Origin of the sequence: Selenomonas timonae, assembly GCF_014250475.1 — a bacterium.
In the GTDB taxonomy this organism is placed as follows: Bacteria; Bacillota; Negativicutes; order Selenomonadales; family Selenomonadaceae; genus Centipeda; species Centipeda timonae.
This window is the reverse complement of record NZ_CP060204.1, coordinates 1,138,526-1,152,442: the sequence shown is the minus strand read 5'-3', so window position 1 is coordinate 1,152,442 and position 13,917 is coordinate 1,138,526. Positions and strand designations below refer to the sequence as shown.

At 61.0% G+C, this 13,917-nt stretch carries 14 protein-coding genes; all 14 read right to left on the bottom strand.

Translation table 11 applies throughout. From position 1 onward, the window contains the following. Positions 1 to 27: 27 nt before the first annotated feature. Positions 28 to 924, bottom strand: a complete 897-nt coding sequence (era, locus tag H1B31_RS05425) for a GTPase Era (protein WP_009441181.1) — start codon at positions 922 to 924, stop codon at positions 28 to 30. Further along, the gene (gene ybeY, locus H1B31_RS05420) at positions 921 to 1,382 is read right to left on the bottom strand and encodes an rRNA maturation RNase YbeY (RefSeq protein ID WP_185981172.1); all 462 of its coding nucleotides are present in this window, start codon (positions 1,380 to 1,382) and stop codon (positions 921 to 923) included. The genes era and ybeY overlap by 4 nt, the downstream gene beginning before the upstream one ends. Then, on the bottom strand, positions 1,372 to 2,352 hold the full coding sequence (locus H1B31_RS05415; RefSeq protein WP_037346639.1) for a PhoH family protein: 981 nt from the start codon (positions 2,350 to 2,352) through the stop codon (positions 1,372 to 1,374). The genes ybeY and H1B31_RS05415 overlap by 11 nt, the downstream gene beginning before the upstream one ends. A 14-nt stretch (positions 2,353 to 2,366) precedes the next feature. Next, positions 2,367 to 2,996 carry a peptidase C39 gene (locus H1B31_RS05410; protein WP_185981171.1) on the bottom strand — a complete coding sequence of 210 codons (630 nt, stop codon included), beginning with the start codon at positions 2,994 to 2,996 and terminating at the stop codon, positions 2,367 to 2,369. Then, positions 2,993 to 3,898, bottom strand: a complete 906-nt coding sequence (locus H1B31_RS05405) for a DMT family transporter (protein WP_185981170.1) — start codon at positions 3,896 to 3,898, stop codon at positions 2,993 to 2,995. Before H1B31_RS05405 ends, H1B31_RS05410 begins: the two co-directional genes overlap by 4 nt. Beyond that, positions 3,898 to 5,253 carry a phosphoglucosamine mutase gene (gene glmM / locus H1B31_RS05400; RefSeq protein ID WP_185981169.1) on the bottom strand — a complete coding sequence of 452 codons (1,356 nt, stop codon included), beginning with the start codon at positions 5,251 to 5,253 and terminating at the stop codon, positions 3,898 to 3,900. Before glmM ends, H1B31_RS05405 begins: the two co-directional genes overlap by 1 nt. Positions 5,254 to 5,286: 33 nt before the next feature. Next, positions 5,287 to 6,882: an NAD(P)/FAD-dependent oxidoreductase gene (locus tag H1B31_RS05395; protein WP_185981168.1), complete on the bottom strand. Its 1,596-nt coding sequence runs from the start codon at positions 6,880 to 6,882 to the stop codon at positions 5,287 to 5,289. Beyond that, positions 6,879 to 7,811 (bottom strand): CdaR family protein, encoded by a 933-nt coding sequence (locus H1B31_RS05390; protein WP_185981167.1) that lies wholly within the window; start codon positions 7,809 to 7,811, stop codon positions 6,879 to 6,881. The genes H1B31_RS05395 and H1B31_RS05390 overlap by 4 nt, the downstream gene beginning before the upstream one ends. Beyond that, a complete protein-coding gene (gene cdaA, locus H1B31_RS05385) occupies positions 7,808 to 8,647 on the bottom strand; it encodes a diadenylate cyclase CdaA (RefSeq protein WP_009441189.1) in 840 nt (279 codons plus the stop codon). The genes H1B31_RS05390 and cdaA overlap by 4 nt, the downstream gene beginning before the upstream one ends. A 224-nt stretch (positions 8,648 to 8,871) precedes the next feature. Next, on the bottom strand, positions 8,872 to 9,897 hold the full coding sequence (locus H1B31_RS05380; RefSeq protein WP_185981166.1) for a branched-chain amino acid aminotransferase: 1,026 nt from the start codon (positions 9,895 to 9,897) through the stop codon (positions 8,872 to 8,874). A gap of 112 nt (positions 9,898 to 10,009) precedes the next feature. Beyond that, entirely contained in the window at positions 10,010 to 11,566 is a 1,557-nt protein-coding gene (locus H1B31_RS05375; protein WP_185981165.1) for an NAD(P)H-hydrate dehydratase, read from the bottom strand. Then, on the bottom strand, positions 11,563 to 11,940 hold the full coding sequence (gene acpS, locus H1B31_RS05370) for a holo-ACP synthase (protein WP_009441193.1): 378 nt from the start codon (positions 11,938 to 11,940) through the stop codon (positions 11,563 to 11,565). The genes H1B31_RS05375 and acpS overlap by 4 nt, the downstream gene beginning before the upstream one ends. Positions 11,941 to 12,016: 76 nt before the next feature. After that, the gene (locus tag H1B31_RS05365; RefSeq protein ID WP_009441194.1) at positions 12,017 to 12,940 is read right to left on the bottom strand and encodes a flagellar motor protein MotB; all 924 of its coding nucleotides are present in this window, start codon (positions 12,938 to 12,940) and stop codon (positions 12,017 to 12,019) included. Position 12,941: 1 nt separating this feature from the next. After that, positions 12,942 to 13,733: a flagellar motor stator protein MotA gene (gene motA / locus H1B31_RS05360; RefSeq protein WP_009441195.1), complete on the bottom strand. Its 792-nt coding sequence runs from the start codon at positions 13,731 to 13,733 to the stop codon at positions 12,942 to 12,944. Positions 13,734 to 13,917 lie beyond the last annotated feature (184 nt).

Here is a 13,917-nt window from a genome sequence, read left to right as displayed (position 1 = left end):
AAGGATGGTGTCATGACCGCCGTTTCTTCAATCGGTTTCATAAAACCCAAACTCCCGCAGGGCATTTGCCCGATTACGCCAGTCCTTGCGCGTCTTGACCCAGAGGTCAAGATAGACCTTCGCCCCAAGCAGCGTCTCCACATCCGCGCGCGCACGCTGTCCGATCGTCCTAAGGAGTGCTCCGCGCGCACCGATGACAATGCCCTTCTGCGATTCGCGCTCGACGTAGATCACAGCGCGGATGTAGACATCGCCCTTCGCGCGCGTCGTCATCTCCTCGATGTCAACGGCGACCGCGTGCGGGATCTCGTCACGCGTCAGCTCGAGCACCTTCTCGCGCACGAGCTCAGCGATGATGAGGCGCTCGGGCTGATCCGTCACCATATCGGCGGGATAGTACTGCGGTCCCTCGGGCAGATGTTTTTTGATCTCCACGAGCAGCCCGTCCAGGTTCTCCCCCTCGCGCGCCGAGATCGGCACAATGCCCGCGAAGTCGTACGCCTTTGCATAGTTTGCAATGACGGGCAGACTCTCCTCGCGTGGGATGCAGTCCACCTTGTTCACCGCGAGTAGGACGGGCACGCGCACATTTGCTAGCTGCTTTAGGATATACTGCTCGCCCGCGCCCATCTTCTCCGTCACGTCCACGACAAAGACGACGACATCGACGCCGTGCAGAGCCCCCTCCGTCGCCTTTGCCATATAGTCGCCAAGCTTGTGCTTCGGCTTGTGTACGCCCGGCGTGTCGAGGAAGATGATCTGCGCGTCCTCCTCCGTCAAGATGCAGAGGATGCGGCTGCGTGTCGTCTGCGGCTTGTCGCTCATGATGGCGATTTTCTGCCCGATGAGCGCGTTGATCAGCGTGGATTTGCCGACATTTGGCCGCCCGATCACGGCGGCGAAGCCCGATTTATGTGCATTCATCGTGTGATCCCCAGTTCCTCCATGACCGCGCGCTGCTCCTCCTCCATCTCGAGCCGCTCCTCCGCCTCCATGTGGTCGTAGCCGAGGAGGTGCAGCATCCCGTGCACCGTGAGAAAGGAGAGTTCGCGCAGCTCCGTATGCCCGTACTCCGCCGCCTGTGCCCGCATGCGCTCGAGCGATATGATGAGATCGCCGAGCACTTCATGTTCCCCACCGCCGATAATCTCGGGCTCCTCGCTCTCCGTGAGGGCAAAGGAGATGACATCCGTCGGACGGTCGACATTGCGATATTCCCTGTTGATGACGTGGATGTGCGCGTCGTCCGTGAGTGTTACGCTCACCTCGACGCCCTCCGCCCCGTAGAGGCGTCCGACCGTCTCAATCGCGCGGCGCACCGCCGCCCGCTCCTCCTCGGAGACGGGCAGTTCCTCCGGCTCCGTCCGAATCTCAATCTCCATACTTTTGTCCCCGCTTCTTCTCCCACGCGCCGTATGCCTCGACAATGCGTGTCACGACCTCGTGACGGATGATGTCCACAGGCTCAAGCCGCACAATGCCGACGCCCCGCACACCCTTTAGAATCTGGCACGCCTGCTTCAGCCCCGACACCGTGCCGCGCGGCAGATCGACCTGCTCGAGGTCGCCCGTCACCACCATGCGCGAGCCGAAGCCGAGGCGCGTGAGGAACATCTTCATCTGCGCGCCCGTCGTATTCTGCGCCTCGTCGAGGATGATGAAGGCGTCCTCGAGCGTGCGCCCGCGAATGTAGGCAAGCGGCGCAACCTCGATCAGCTGGCGGCTCATCATCTTCTGATACGCCTCCGCGCCGAGGATGTCCTGCAGGGCGTCGTAGAGCGGCCGCAGGTATGGATTGATCTTCTCCGTCAGATCGCCGGGCAGGAAGCCGAGGTGCTCGCCCGCCTCCACGGCGGGACGCGTCAGGATGATGCGGCTCACCTCGCGATTGCGCAGAGCCGCGACTGCCATCACGACCGCGAGATAGGTCTTGCCCGTGCCCGCAGGGCCGACGCCGAGGGTCACGGCATTGCGTCGGATCTTCGCAAGGTAGTCGCGCTGTCCGAGCGTCTTTGCGCGCACCTCCTTGCCCTTTGCCGTCACAAGCAGCACCTCGGCAAAAAGGGAGTGCAGTTCCTCCACGCGCCCCGCCCGCACGAGCTGCGCGCCGTAGTTCACCTCATGCGTCGTCAGCTTCGCGCCCTGCCTGTGATAGAAGAGCAGTTCCTGTATGAGCACGCGCGCGGCGGCGACATCCTCCTCCGCCCCCGTCACGGCGAGCGCCGTGCCCCGGCTCACGATGCGGCAGGCAAAGACCTCCTGCATGCACTGCAGCAGCGTATCTCGCTCCCCGAGGAGCGCCGCCGCCTCGTGCATATCCCTAAACTCAATCGTCTCCGTCGTCTCCTGCAAGAACAAACCTCCCGTCAAATAAAATACTCGATCGTATCGTCTGCCGTCCGCCTCGTCCGCTCGTCAAAGAGCAGCACCGCCTCACGGCTGTCCACCGCACCGAACGCATAGAGCTCCTGTGTCTCGCGGTTGAACACATCAAAGGGCACGATGCGGTTGTAGCTATGCGGATGCGCGAGCGTCACCGCAATGCCCGCCTGCACGAACTCCGGCTCCGCCTCCGCGAGATAGTAGGGATCGAAAAGATAGATGTGCCCCTCGGACGCACCCGTGAGCAGCGCATAGTGCTCGACCTCGTAGAAGATGCGCACGACCGCAGCACCGCCGCGTACAAGCGCGTCGTTGATATAGCTGTGCGCGCCGATGTGCACCGCGCGCCCCGAGATGTACTGACAGGTGAGCGGGAACTTCGTCGCGCGAGAAAAACCCTCGAGCCAGTTCGCGAGATACATCATCGCCATGCGCGACGTCCCCGCCTTGCACGCCGTTCCGTCCATGCCGTAGCAATCCAAGGTGTAGAGCATGACGCTGCGGATGATCTCGGGCGGCACCTCACGGCGCGGGAAGAGATAGCTCACCGCATTGAGCAGCGCCGTCGGCCCACAATCGTACTCCGACATCTGATAGCGCAGGGGAATCTTCATGTGTACCCCCATTTCCGCAGCACATTCGGCGTCAAAATCGCCGCAATGACGAGCACGATCCCAACGATCTGCATCATGACAAAATGTGTATCAAAGATGAGCCATGCAAAGATGACGCTTGCCACGGGCTCGATTGTCGCCGTGATCGCCGTCTCCTCAGGACTCAGCCAACGCAGCCCGAGGTTGAACGCAAAGAACGCGACAATCGTCCCAAAGCCAATGATGACGAGGAGATCGAGCCACGTCCCCGTCGTAAAAAAAGATCCGACATCAGCGATTGCCTGCGTCATCGGCAGGAGCGAAATGCCACCGATCAACATGCAGACGGCGAGCAGAAAGAAACGATCAAAGAGGCGTAGCAGATGCACGGGATAGAGCATGGCAAAGGTGAAGGTCGCTCCTGAGATGAGGCTCCAAACGATGCAGGACATCGGCACGGAGAGACGCCCGATATCACCGCCCGTCACGAGGAGAAACACCCCCGCCACCGCCACGATGACCGTCCCCGCCTCCGCTGTCGACGGCAGACGCCGCCAGCGCACAGCGAGGTAGAGGATCATCATCGCGGGGCTCGTATAGCCGATGACCGTCGTCGCCGCCGCATCGCCCTCCGCAATCCCCATGAAATAGGAGTACTGCACAATCATGATCCCGAGAATGCCGTGGATCGCCAGCTGCACAAGCAGACGCGGATCACGCCTCAGGAATCGGATGCCGCGCCTGAGTCCCCCGCTCCACCACGAGAGCAGGAAGAAGAGCGCGCTCGAGATGAATAGGCGCACCTGCGTCAGCTCGATGGGGACGTGTGCGGACTGCGTGTAGAAATGCTGTGCTGCCGTGCCACTCGCTGCCCACATCGTCCCTGCGAGCAGAACGAGTAGGACGGCGGAGAGATGCGACATTACGCCTCACCCTGCTCCCGCTTCACAACCTCGACGATCGCGCCGCAGACCTCCTCGAGCTGCGCCTGATCGCTGCCCTCCGCCATAACGCGGATGAGCGGCTCCGTGCCCGAGGGGCGCACGAGCACGCGCCCGTCACTGCCGAGCACGCGCTCGCCCTCCTCGATCGCAGCGCGGATCGCGGGATTCTCCTCCCAGCCCGCCTTCGTCTTCACGCGGACATTGACGAGGAGCTGCGGGTAGGTCGTCATCATCGCGTTCAGCTCCGACGCCTTCTTTCCGCTACGGCGCAGCGCCGCGAGCACCTGCAGCGCCGTGATGAGCCCGTCGCCCGTCGTCGCATGCTCGGCAAAGATGATATGCCCCGACTGCTCGCCGCCGATGCTGTAGCCGTTCGCGCGCATGGACTCGAGCACATAACGGTCGCCGACCGCCGTCACGTCGACGCGCCCGCCCAGCTCTGCGATTGCCTTGTGGAAGCCGATATTCGCCATCACCGTCGTCACGACCGTCTTGTGCGGCAGACGCCCCGTGCGAATCATCTCCGAGGCGCAGGCAACGAGGATGTGATCGCCGTCGATCAGCGCGCCCGTCTCATCGAGGCAGAGGCAGCGGTCTGCGTCCCCGTCGTGCGCAATGCCGATGTCCGCGCCGCGCTCGAGCACAGTGCGCCGCAGGGACTCGAGGTGGGTCGAGCCGCAGCCGTCGTTGATGTTCACGCCGTTCGGGAGCGCATGGATGACCTTCACCTCGGCGCCGAGGCGGCGTAGCACCTTCGGCATCGCCTCATAGGCGGCGCCGTTCGCGCAGTCGAGCACGATCTTCATGCCGTCGAACCGCTCCGTGCATGTGCTCACCACGTAGTCGATATACTGATTAAGGAGATCGTCGCGGTACTCCACGATCCCGATCGCCTTGCCCGTCGGGCGCGCTGCATCGTCATTCGTCTGCAGGCGGCGCACAAGTGCCTCGAGCTCATCCTCCACAGCATCGGGCAGCTTGTAGCCGTCCCCGCCGAAGAACTTGATCCCGTTGTCGGGAAACGGATTGTGTGAGGCGGAAATCACAATGCCTGCCTGCATCCTGTGCTCACGCGCGAGATAGGCGACCGCAGGCGTCGGAACGACACCCGCGAGGAGTGCAACGCCGCCAGCTGAGCAAATGCCCGACGTGAGCGCCGCCTCGAACATCTCGCCCGAGATGCGCGTATCGCGTCCGATCAAGATGCGCGGGCGCACCTCCGACTGCGCGCCGAAATAGAGCGTCGCCGCGCGCCCGAGATGATATGCCAGCTCCGGCGTCAGCTCTGTATTTGCCTCACCGCGCACGCCGTCCGTACCAAAAAGTCTCACCATGAACAGCCCCCTATACTATATTGTCTCTATAATCTACTGTATCTTTCCCAAAAATGCAAGCGCAGCTTTCAGCCCGTCGAGCGCCGCGCTCATAATGCCGCCCGCATAGCCCGCACCTTCACCGATCGGATACAGCCCCGCCGCCGAGACCGATGCCATCGTCTCCGCATCGCGCAGGATGCGGCAGGGCGCGGACGAACGTGACTCCACGCCCGTCATCGGCACATCGGCAGCCCCGAACCCCGGCACGCGCTCCTCCCAAAATGTAAGCGCACGCGCAAGGGATGCCGTGCACGCAGGAGGCAGCAGCGCACGCAGATCCGCGGCGCGCACACCGGGCGCATACGTCGGCGTAACGGCAAAGTCCTGGGTGCCCGTCCGCCCCGCACAGAAATCGCCAACGGACTGCACGGGCGCACAGTAATCCCCGCCGCCAAGGCGATAGGCACGCTCCTCAAGTTCCCGCTGGAAGCGGATGCCGCCGAGTACATCCCCGCCCCAATCCGAGGGGCTGACCTGCACTAGCAGGGCACTGTTCGCCACGCCCGAGTTGCGGCGATAGTTGCTCATCCCGTTCGTCACGAGCCGTCCCTCCTCAGATGTCGCCGCGACCACCATGCCGCCGGGGCACATACAGAACGAGTACACGCCACGCCCGCCCGCCTCGTCGCGGTACGTCATCGCGTAGTCCGCGACGGGGAGCCGCGGACTGCCCGCCGCCGCGCCGTACTGCATACGGTCGATGAACGTCTGCGCGTGCTCGATACGCACACCGACGGCGAATGCCTTTGCCTCCATCATAAGCCCCGCCTCATGCAACATAGCGTACGTATCGCGCGCTGAGTGCCCTATGCCGAAGAAGGCGGCATCGGCGGAAATCCGCTCCGTATCGTTCACAACGAGCGCCGCGAGCCGTCCTGCACACAGCTCCACGCCCGTCACCTGCGCGCCGAAGCGCACCTCGCCGCCCATGCGGATGATCTCGCTGCGCAGATTCTTCACCACGCGGCGCAGCACATCCGTCCCGATATGCGGCTTTTGGAGATATCGGATCTCCTCAGGCGCGCCCGCCGCGACAAATGCCTCGATGATCTCGCGCATGCGCGGGTCATTGCTGCGCGCCGTCAGCTTCCCGTCCGAGAACGTCCCTGCGCCGCCCTCGCCGAACTGCACATTCGATGCAGGGTCAAGCGCGCCCCCCTGCCAGAAACGCGCGACATCCGCCGTACGCCGATCGACATCCTGCCCACGCTCAAGCACGAGCGGTGCACAGCCCGCGCGCGCGAGCGCCCACGCAGCGAAAATCCCCGCAGGGCCGAATCCCACGACGACGGGACGTGTGCTGCTGCACCCGACGCGCGGGATCATCAGCGGCGGATCGGCGGGTACAGGCATAACTTCTTTATCGCGCCTCAGTCGCGAGAGCACCGTACGCTCCTCCTCCACCGCAACATCGAGGGTATAGAGCCACAGAATCGGCGCGCCACGCCTACGCCGCGCATCCAGAGCCTTATGAACGACAATCACCCCGTGCACGGCACAGGGTGATTGCTTGAGGCGCTCCGCTGCGATCTCCGCGAGCGGCCGCGTGCTGTCATAGGGAACGCGCAGATTTTTCACGCGAATCATTGCATTGCTCCAACTTTAATTTCCACCGTCACATTCGGGTCTGCAACCGTCACGCCCTCGGGCAGTGCGAGCTTCACCTGGCGCTTCTCCGTCTCGCGCACATGAGAGAGAGAGAATTCCTCGGTTCCGATGCTCGTGATCTTTCTGATCACATCCTCCGCACCCGCAATCTCGATGCGTGCGGGTTCCACCGTGATGCCCTCGAGCTTCAGCTGCGGCGGGAGATCGCTCTGTGCCTTTGCCTGCACCTCGACCACCTTGCGCGAGAGGCCGCGTGCAAGATTCACCGTCACCTCCATAGAGGACGGTGTCAGCGCGATCCCCGAGACCTCACGGCCATCGGCATTCAGTGCAAAGAGCGTCACATTTGACGTATAGTTACTCGACTGCCCGTTCAGATTGATGTGCCCCACAATGTGCACAACCTGATTCACGAGGCTGCGCGGTCCCTCCACCGTCGCGGCTTCGCTTTCCTGCGCAATCTTATCCACCGTAAAGCCCGTCGCGGGCGAGCCACTGAGTGTCAGCTCAGCCTTGAACGTCTTCTGAATCAGCCGGTCAAGGTTCACTGTAATCTTATCCGGCGAAACACTCACGAGCTCAAAGCCATACGGAATCGCCGTTTCCACAGTGTACTCTTTGTCCCCCTCTGTGAAGTCGGCGAGGTTCATGTGCGCATGGAAATCGTTGCGGTCTGCCGCGACAAAGAGGGAGCGCGGTCCGCGCACGCGGATCGTCACCGTGTCCGCAGCGGCATTCATCAGATAGCCATCCGGCGCATTCTCAATCGTCACAGGCACCGTATAGCTGCCGTCAATCGCGGGGTTCTGATCGTTCATCACATAGAGCCAGAGCACAATCGCCACAATGACCGCCGCAATCTTCACGGGCAGATTATGCTGCACAATACTCCGAAGCCTTGTCATCATTTCTTCCTCCAGCTCCGAACGAGTTCCCAAATGGACGAACGCGAGTTATAGGCAAAAGCGGGTGTCAGGATATGGGTCAGCTCATCCCCATCCAGATGACGGTGGATGCGCCCGTTCTCCGCAATCGAGATCGTCCCCGTCTCCTCACTCACCACGACGACGAGCGCGTCGCACTGCTCCGAGAGTCCGATCGCAGCGCGGTGACGCGTCCCGAGCTCCGTCGAGAGGCTGCGGTTTTCCGTCAGCGGCAGGAGGCAGCCCGCCGCGATGAGACGCTTCCCACGGATCACCGCCGCGCCGTCATGCAGCGGCGTATTTGGGATGAAGACATTCATCAGGAAGTCCGATGTAATGAGTCCGTCGATCTGTATGCCCGTCGCGCTGATGTCGTTCAGCCCCATATTGCGCTCAATGACGAGCAGTGCACCGATCTTGTTCGCCGAGAGGATCTTCACAGCGTTGCGGATCTCACGGATCGTGCTCTGCGCCTCCTCATCGTCGAGGAGTCCGCCCGCACGGAAAAAACGCCCCTGCCCCAGATGCTCGAGCGCGCGTCGCAGTTCCGGTTGGAACACAATCGGCAGCGCAACAAAGAGCAGGGTCACGGACTTCTGCAGGAGCCACGAGATCACATGCAGTTCGAAATAGCTCGCGATCACCGTCACGCCAAGCAGCACGAGAATGCCCTTTGCGAGCGTGATCGCGCGCGTGTCCTCGAGCATGACGTAGACGCGGTAGAGAATGAACGCCACAATCAGAATATCGAGAATATCCAACGGCGTAATCGTCGATAGGATGCCTCGAAACTGCGTCGGCACCGTAAAATCAAGCGGCATAAGAACCCCCAAGGCAAACGCTTCCCTTTGTATGTCGTCTGATACATCCCCGCAGGCAGTGATGCGCTTCCCACGCGCGCACTGCTACTATGTTAGAATTTCTCTCTGAATATCGAAAATCCTTGTGACCTGTCCCACTCTTTCAAAAAAAATTTCGTCCTCCGTCAAAAGGATTCCGAACGCATCGGAATCCCCTTGCAAAGAGAACGAAATCATTATCTGCCTCAGCAGATCTTGCGAATCCAGCCCTCGGGTGCTTCCACCGTGCCGAGCTGAATGCCGCGCAGCGTGTCATAGAGCTTCTGCAAGACAGGTCCCATATGCTCCATGCCACTCGGGAATGCGATCACATCATCGCCGTGCGTCACCGAGCCGATCGGTGAGATCACGGCCGCCGTTCCGCAGAGTCCGCCCTCGGCAAAGTCGCGCAGTTCCGCAAATGCGACGGGACGCTCCTCCACCTTCATGCCGAGGATATGCTCCGCAATATAAACGAGCGAGCGGCGCGTGATCGACGGAAGAATCGAATCCGACTTCGGTGTCACGACCGTGCCGTCCTTCGTCACGAAGAGGAAGTTCGCGCCGCCCGTCTCCTCGACATACGTGCGCGTTGCAGCATCAAGGAACATATTCTCATCAAAGCCCGCCGCATGCGCCACCATATAGGCATGCAGACTCATCGCATAGTTCAGCCCCGCCTTGATGTGCCCCGTGCCGTGCGGCGCCGCGCGGTCGAAATCGCTCACGCAGAGGCGCACCGGCTTTGCCCCGCCCTTGAAATACGGCCCCACGGGCGTTGCAAAGAGACGGAACTGGTAGGCATCCGCCGGCTTTACACCGATCACCTCGCCCGTTGCGAAGATGAGGGGACGCAGATAGAGCGAGGCATCCGAGCCGTACGGCGGCACATAATCACGATTCGCCGTGACCACCGCATCCACCGCCTCGACGAAGCGCTCCTCGGGGAACGACGGCATCTCGAGATACGCCGCCGACGCGTACATACGCGCCGCATTGAGATCGGGGCGGAACGTCACAATATGACCGTCCACCGTCTCATACGCCTTCAGCCCCTCGAAGACCTCCTGACAGTAGTGCAGAATGCCCGCACACTCACTAATCGTCACCGTCGACTCGGACGTGAGTCCGCCCGCATCCCACGCACCGTCCGCATAGTTCGACACATACCGCTCGGGCAGCGCGCGGTACGCAAACCCCAGATTTCCCCAGTCAATATCCGCTCTTGCCATAACTCTGCCTCTTTCCTACAAAAATGTAGTCCTATCATAGTACGATGATACGCACTTGTCAACGACGTAATGTCTCAGTACGAAGCATTCACATGGGACTTGCTCCGTAAACTCATACCGTTGTATTCGTCAGCTCCTTCAACGCACGCGGCAGAAGCTCCAGAATATCACCTGCCACAAGACCGTTGCCGTTGTACTCATACGCGAGATCACCCGCGCGCCCGTGTGCATACACGCCAACAATCGGCGTCATCCCGCTCTCCATCTGCCGCATCAGACCCGCGATCGTGCCTGCGAGAACATCACCCGCCCCCGCCGTCGCCATGCCTGCGTTGCCGCAAGTCGTAAAGAACGCATCCCCGTCGGGATAGACGACGACCGTACACGCGCTCTTCACCACGAAGACCGCCTGATATGCGCGCGCAGCCTCGCGCACCACGCCGAGCAAATCATCCTCGACCGCGTCCACCGTCTTGCCCAGGAGCGCCGCAAACTCTCCGAGATGCGGCGTCAGGATCGGCACCTGCGGCAGATCGCGCAGCGCGTCGAGATGTCCTTGGAACGCCGCAATTGCATCCGCATCCATCACGAGCGGTACCTTGACATCCGCCGCAAAGAGGCGCACAAATTCACTTGTCTCCGCCTTGCGCCCAAGCCCCGGCCCGATGAGCACGGTATCCATATTCTGTGCGAGCGAAAGGGCTGCCTCGAGTGCCTTCATCCCGCCGAAATATCCCGTTCCCGCATCCGGAATAGGGACTACCATGACCTCCGTCAGCTTCGCCGCGAGTACGGGATAGAGGCGCTCGGGCACGGCGAGGGTCACCAGCCCCGCCCCGATGCGCAGCGCCGCCTCCGCCGCAAGTGCCGCTGCGCCCGTCATCCCGAGCGAGCCCGCGAGCATGAGAATGCGTCCGCAGCTGCCCTTGTGCACGTCGCGCGCACGTGCGGGCAGGAGCTTCGCCGCGGCTTCACGCGTAATGAGCGACTGGCGCAGCGCCTCCCCTTCGAGCAGAGCACGGGGGATGCCGATATCATCCACGAGCAGCTGTCCCGCCGCGTTTGCCCCTGCGCCAAGGAGATGCCCGACCTTCGGCAGACCGAGCGCGAGCGTTCTATCTGCACGCACGGCGAGCGAGCCGATCCGTCCTGTATCCGCCTCCACGCCGCTCGGGATATCGATCGCCATCACAGGCCTTCCCGCAGCGTTGATTTCCTCGATAACACGCAGAACGGGCTTACGCAGCTCACCATGCGTCCCCGTACCGAGGATGCCGTCCACGACGGCATCGGTAAAGCGCAGCGAGACACGCAGGCGATCCCAGTCCCGATCACTCACGAGCGGACGGATCTCCACGCCCATTGCACGCAGCGCATCATGCATCGCACGCGCCGCCTCGCTCAGGCGCTCTTCCTCTCCTGTGAAGAAGAGTTTCACCCGCGCGCCCATATTCATAAGATGGCGCGCCGCAGCAAAGGCATCCCCTCCATTGTTGCCGCCGCCGGCAAAGACAGTGAACGTCTTATCCTCCGCGCCGCCAATCATCGCAGCGGCCTCCTCTGCCGTCCGACGCCCGGCATTCTCCATCAGAGCAATGGCGGGCAGACCGTAGTCCTTTACCACAGACTCATCAATTCGGCGCATATCCTCTGCAAACGATACATTCATCGCTGACCCTCCAATATACAATATGCCGTCGCATAGTCGCGCTCATGAGAGAGCGTGATCCACACGTGCTTTACGCCCATATCTGCCGCAAGACGCGCAAAATGTCCACTGAGGTGCACAGTGGGTGCACCGAGTGCATCAGGCAGGATCTCCACATCCTGCATCTGCCCATCGCGTAGCCCCGTGCCAAACGCCTTGAGCACGGCCTCCTTGCCCGCAAATCGCGCGGCAAGACTTGCCGCCATTCCCTTTCCCCGTGATGCAGCGTAGGCGCGTTCCTGCGCCGTGTAGACGCGTTCGAGAAAGCGCGGGGTCTCAATCGCACGCGCGACGCGCGGAATATGGATAATGTCGCTGCCGATGCCCAGAATCATACGCCCTCCGCCTGATGATACAAAAAGGAGCCATTGCGCCCGCAATAGCCCCTTTCAATTCCTTTTTCTCTTACATTCAGCGCTGTAATGGTGCCGGTACCACCCCTGGTGAGTTCGGGGTCGGTCGCTGAGCAGCACCCATGATCTCAGACGAACCTGCCTGTGCCCCCGTGCCCGTCGAGGTCGGCATTGCATTCGACGGCGCATTTGCACTCGTCTTTACCTGCCCGTCAGAGGCGCTGATCGAGTCGTCCTGGCTGAAGCGCATGCTGCGCGCAATGAAGACCTCAACACGACGATTCTGCGCACGCCCCTCCTCCGTATCATTCGATGCAATCGGACGATATTCACTATAGCCCAGCGCACTGAACCGCGCGGGATTGAGTGACGGCTGTGCGCCCATGAGACCGCGCATGAGATTCACGGCACGCGAGGAGCTCAGCTCCCAGTTCGACGGGAACTGCGCCGTAGAGATCGGCACATTATCCGTGTGTCCCGAGATGGTCACGCGCTCCGGCAGAGAGGAAAGGAGAGCCGCGATCACAGGCACAATCTGCTCCGCCTGCCCCTGCAACGATGCAGAGCCGGAGGCAAAGAGCGCCTTTTCCTTCAGTCGGATCATCAGCCCGTCCTCAGTGAGCTCCGTACTGACCTGATCCTCAAGATTGTTCTCCTTGATATACTGCTCGAGTTTCTCCTGCGCCTCACGCAGATTCTCGTTTTCTTCCATGTACGCACTGTTGGAGCTCTCAGCTCCTGAGCTCGGTGTCGACGGCATCGACATGGAGGGTCCCATACCGGAGAAGAAGGATGGCCCGCCCATATTGAACGCCGCAGTGAACGCCTGCGCGAGGGCCTGCATCTTCGACGAATCCGTCTGGGACATTGCAAAGAGAGCAATGAAGAGAGCCAGGAGCAGCGTCATTAGATCCGAATACGGGAGGAGCCAGGCCTCGCCTGCTTCTTCTTCATGCGGCTTCGCATGCTTCTTTCTCGCCATATCAGCCCTCTCCCTTCAGCGCCTCACGCTCCGTCTGCGGGATGAAGACCATGAGCTTCGCCTCGATCGCCGTTGGGGAGTCGCCCGCCTGCAGCGAGAGAATGCCCTCGATGATCATACGCTTCTGACTGACTTCCTGCTCGGACATGATCTTGAGCTTATTTGCGAACGGCATCCAGAGAACGTATCCGGTAAAGATACCCAGAATCGTCGCAACGAATGCAGCTGCAATGGAGTGACCGAGTTTATCGATATCGTTCAGGTTACCCAGAGCAGCAATCAGGCCGACAACGGCACCCAGAACGCCCAGCGTTGGTGCATACGTGCCCGCCTGTGTGAACATCGAACGCCCCTCGGCGTGGCGCTCCTGCATGATCGCCAGCTCTGCATCCAGAACATCGCCTACGAAGTCCGGATCCATGCCGTCGATGACCATGCCCAAACCCGTGCGGAAGAACGGATCCTGAATCTCCTGCGCCTTGCTCTCAAGGGCAAGGATGCCCTCACGGCGCGCAATCTGCGACAGCTCGATGAACTGCTGCACGAGCTGCCCCTTTTCCTGAAGCTGCGGAACTTGGCAGGTCTTCTTGATCAGGTTGATGAAATTTCCCAGCTGCTCCATGCGAAAACCAATGAACAGGCACGAGAACGTACCGCCAATGATGATGAGGAACGCCGCCGGATTGTTGAGCGCCGTGAGCGGTGCTCCCTTTAGGATCATGCCGACAAAGATCGAGATGACCCCCATGATAAGCCCGATGACTGTTGATTTTTCCAAAACAAAAGCCCCCATTCCATTTCTCTCGATCAGCGAACGCACACATATCCGCTCCGTCAGATACACGTCCACATCTTCCTATATTATTCCATAATTCCCTAAAAAATCCTACCTATTTTTTAAAAAAACTCAAGAAATTTTTCCAATAAATTTGCATTATCCTATCATACATTCACCGAAAATATGGTATAATAGAAAG

What these genes read in the sequence shown, in the direction of transcription:
- glmM (WP_185981169.1), bottom strand. Translation starts at nt 5,253, where the DNA reads ATGGTGAGACTTTTTGGTACGGACGGCGTGCGCGGTGAGGCAAATACA.
- era (WP_009441181.1), bottom strand. Translation starts at nt 924, where the DNA reads ATGAATGCACATAAATCGGGCTTCGCCGCCGTGATCGGGCGGCCAAAT.
- acpS (WP_009441193.1), bottom strand. Translation starts at nt 11,940, where the DNA reads ATGATTCTGGGCATCGGCAGCGACATTATCCATATTCCGCGCGTCGCG.
- H1B31_RS05380 (WP_185981166.1), bottom strand. Translation starts at nt 9,897, where the DNA reads ATGGCAAGAGCGGATATTGACTGGGGAAATCTGGGGTTTGCGTACCGC.
- ybeY (WP_185981172.1), bottom strand. Translation starts at nt 1,382, where the DNA reads ATGGAGATTGAGATTCGGACGGAGCCGGAGGAACTGCCCGTCTCCGAG.
- H1B31_RS05390 (WP_185981167.1), bottom strand. Translation starts at nt 7,811, where the DNA reads ATGATGACAAGGCTTCGGAGTATTGTGCAGCATAATCTGCCCGTGAAG.
- H1B31_RS05405 (WP_185981170.1), bottom strand. Translation starts at nt 3,898, where the DNA reads ATGTCGCATCTCTCCGCCGTCCTACTCGTTCTGCTCGCAGGGACGATG.
- cdaA (WP_009441189.1), bottom strand. Translation starts at nt 8,647, where the DNA reads ATGCCGCTTGATTTTACGGTGCCGACGCAGTTTCGAGGCATCCTATCG.
- H1B31_RS05365 (WP_009441194.1), bottom strand. Translation starts at nt 12,940, where the DNA reads ATGGCGAGAAAGAAGCATGCGAAGCCGCATGAAGAAGAAGCAGGCGAG.
- H1B31_RS05375 (WP_185981165.1), bottom strand. Translation starts at nt 11,566, where the DNA reads ATGAATGTATCGTTTGCAGAGGATATGCGCCGAATTGATGAGTCTGTG.
- H1B31_RS05395 (WP_185981168.1), bottom strand. Translation starts at nt 6,882, where the DNA reads ATGATTCGCGTGAAAAATCTGCGCGTTCCCTATGACAGCACGCGGCCG.
- H1B31_RS05410 (WP_185981171.1), bottom strand. Translation starts at nt 2,996, where the DNA reads ATGAAGATTCCCCTGCGCTATCAGATGTCGGAGTACGATTGTGGGCCG.
- motA (WP_009441195.1), bottom strand. Translation starts at nt 13,733, where the DNA reads ATGGGGGCTTTTGTTTTGGAAAAATCAACAGTCATCGGGCTTATCATG.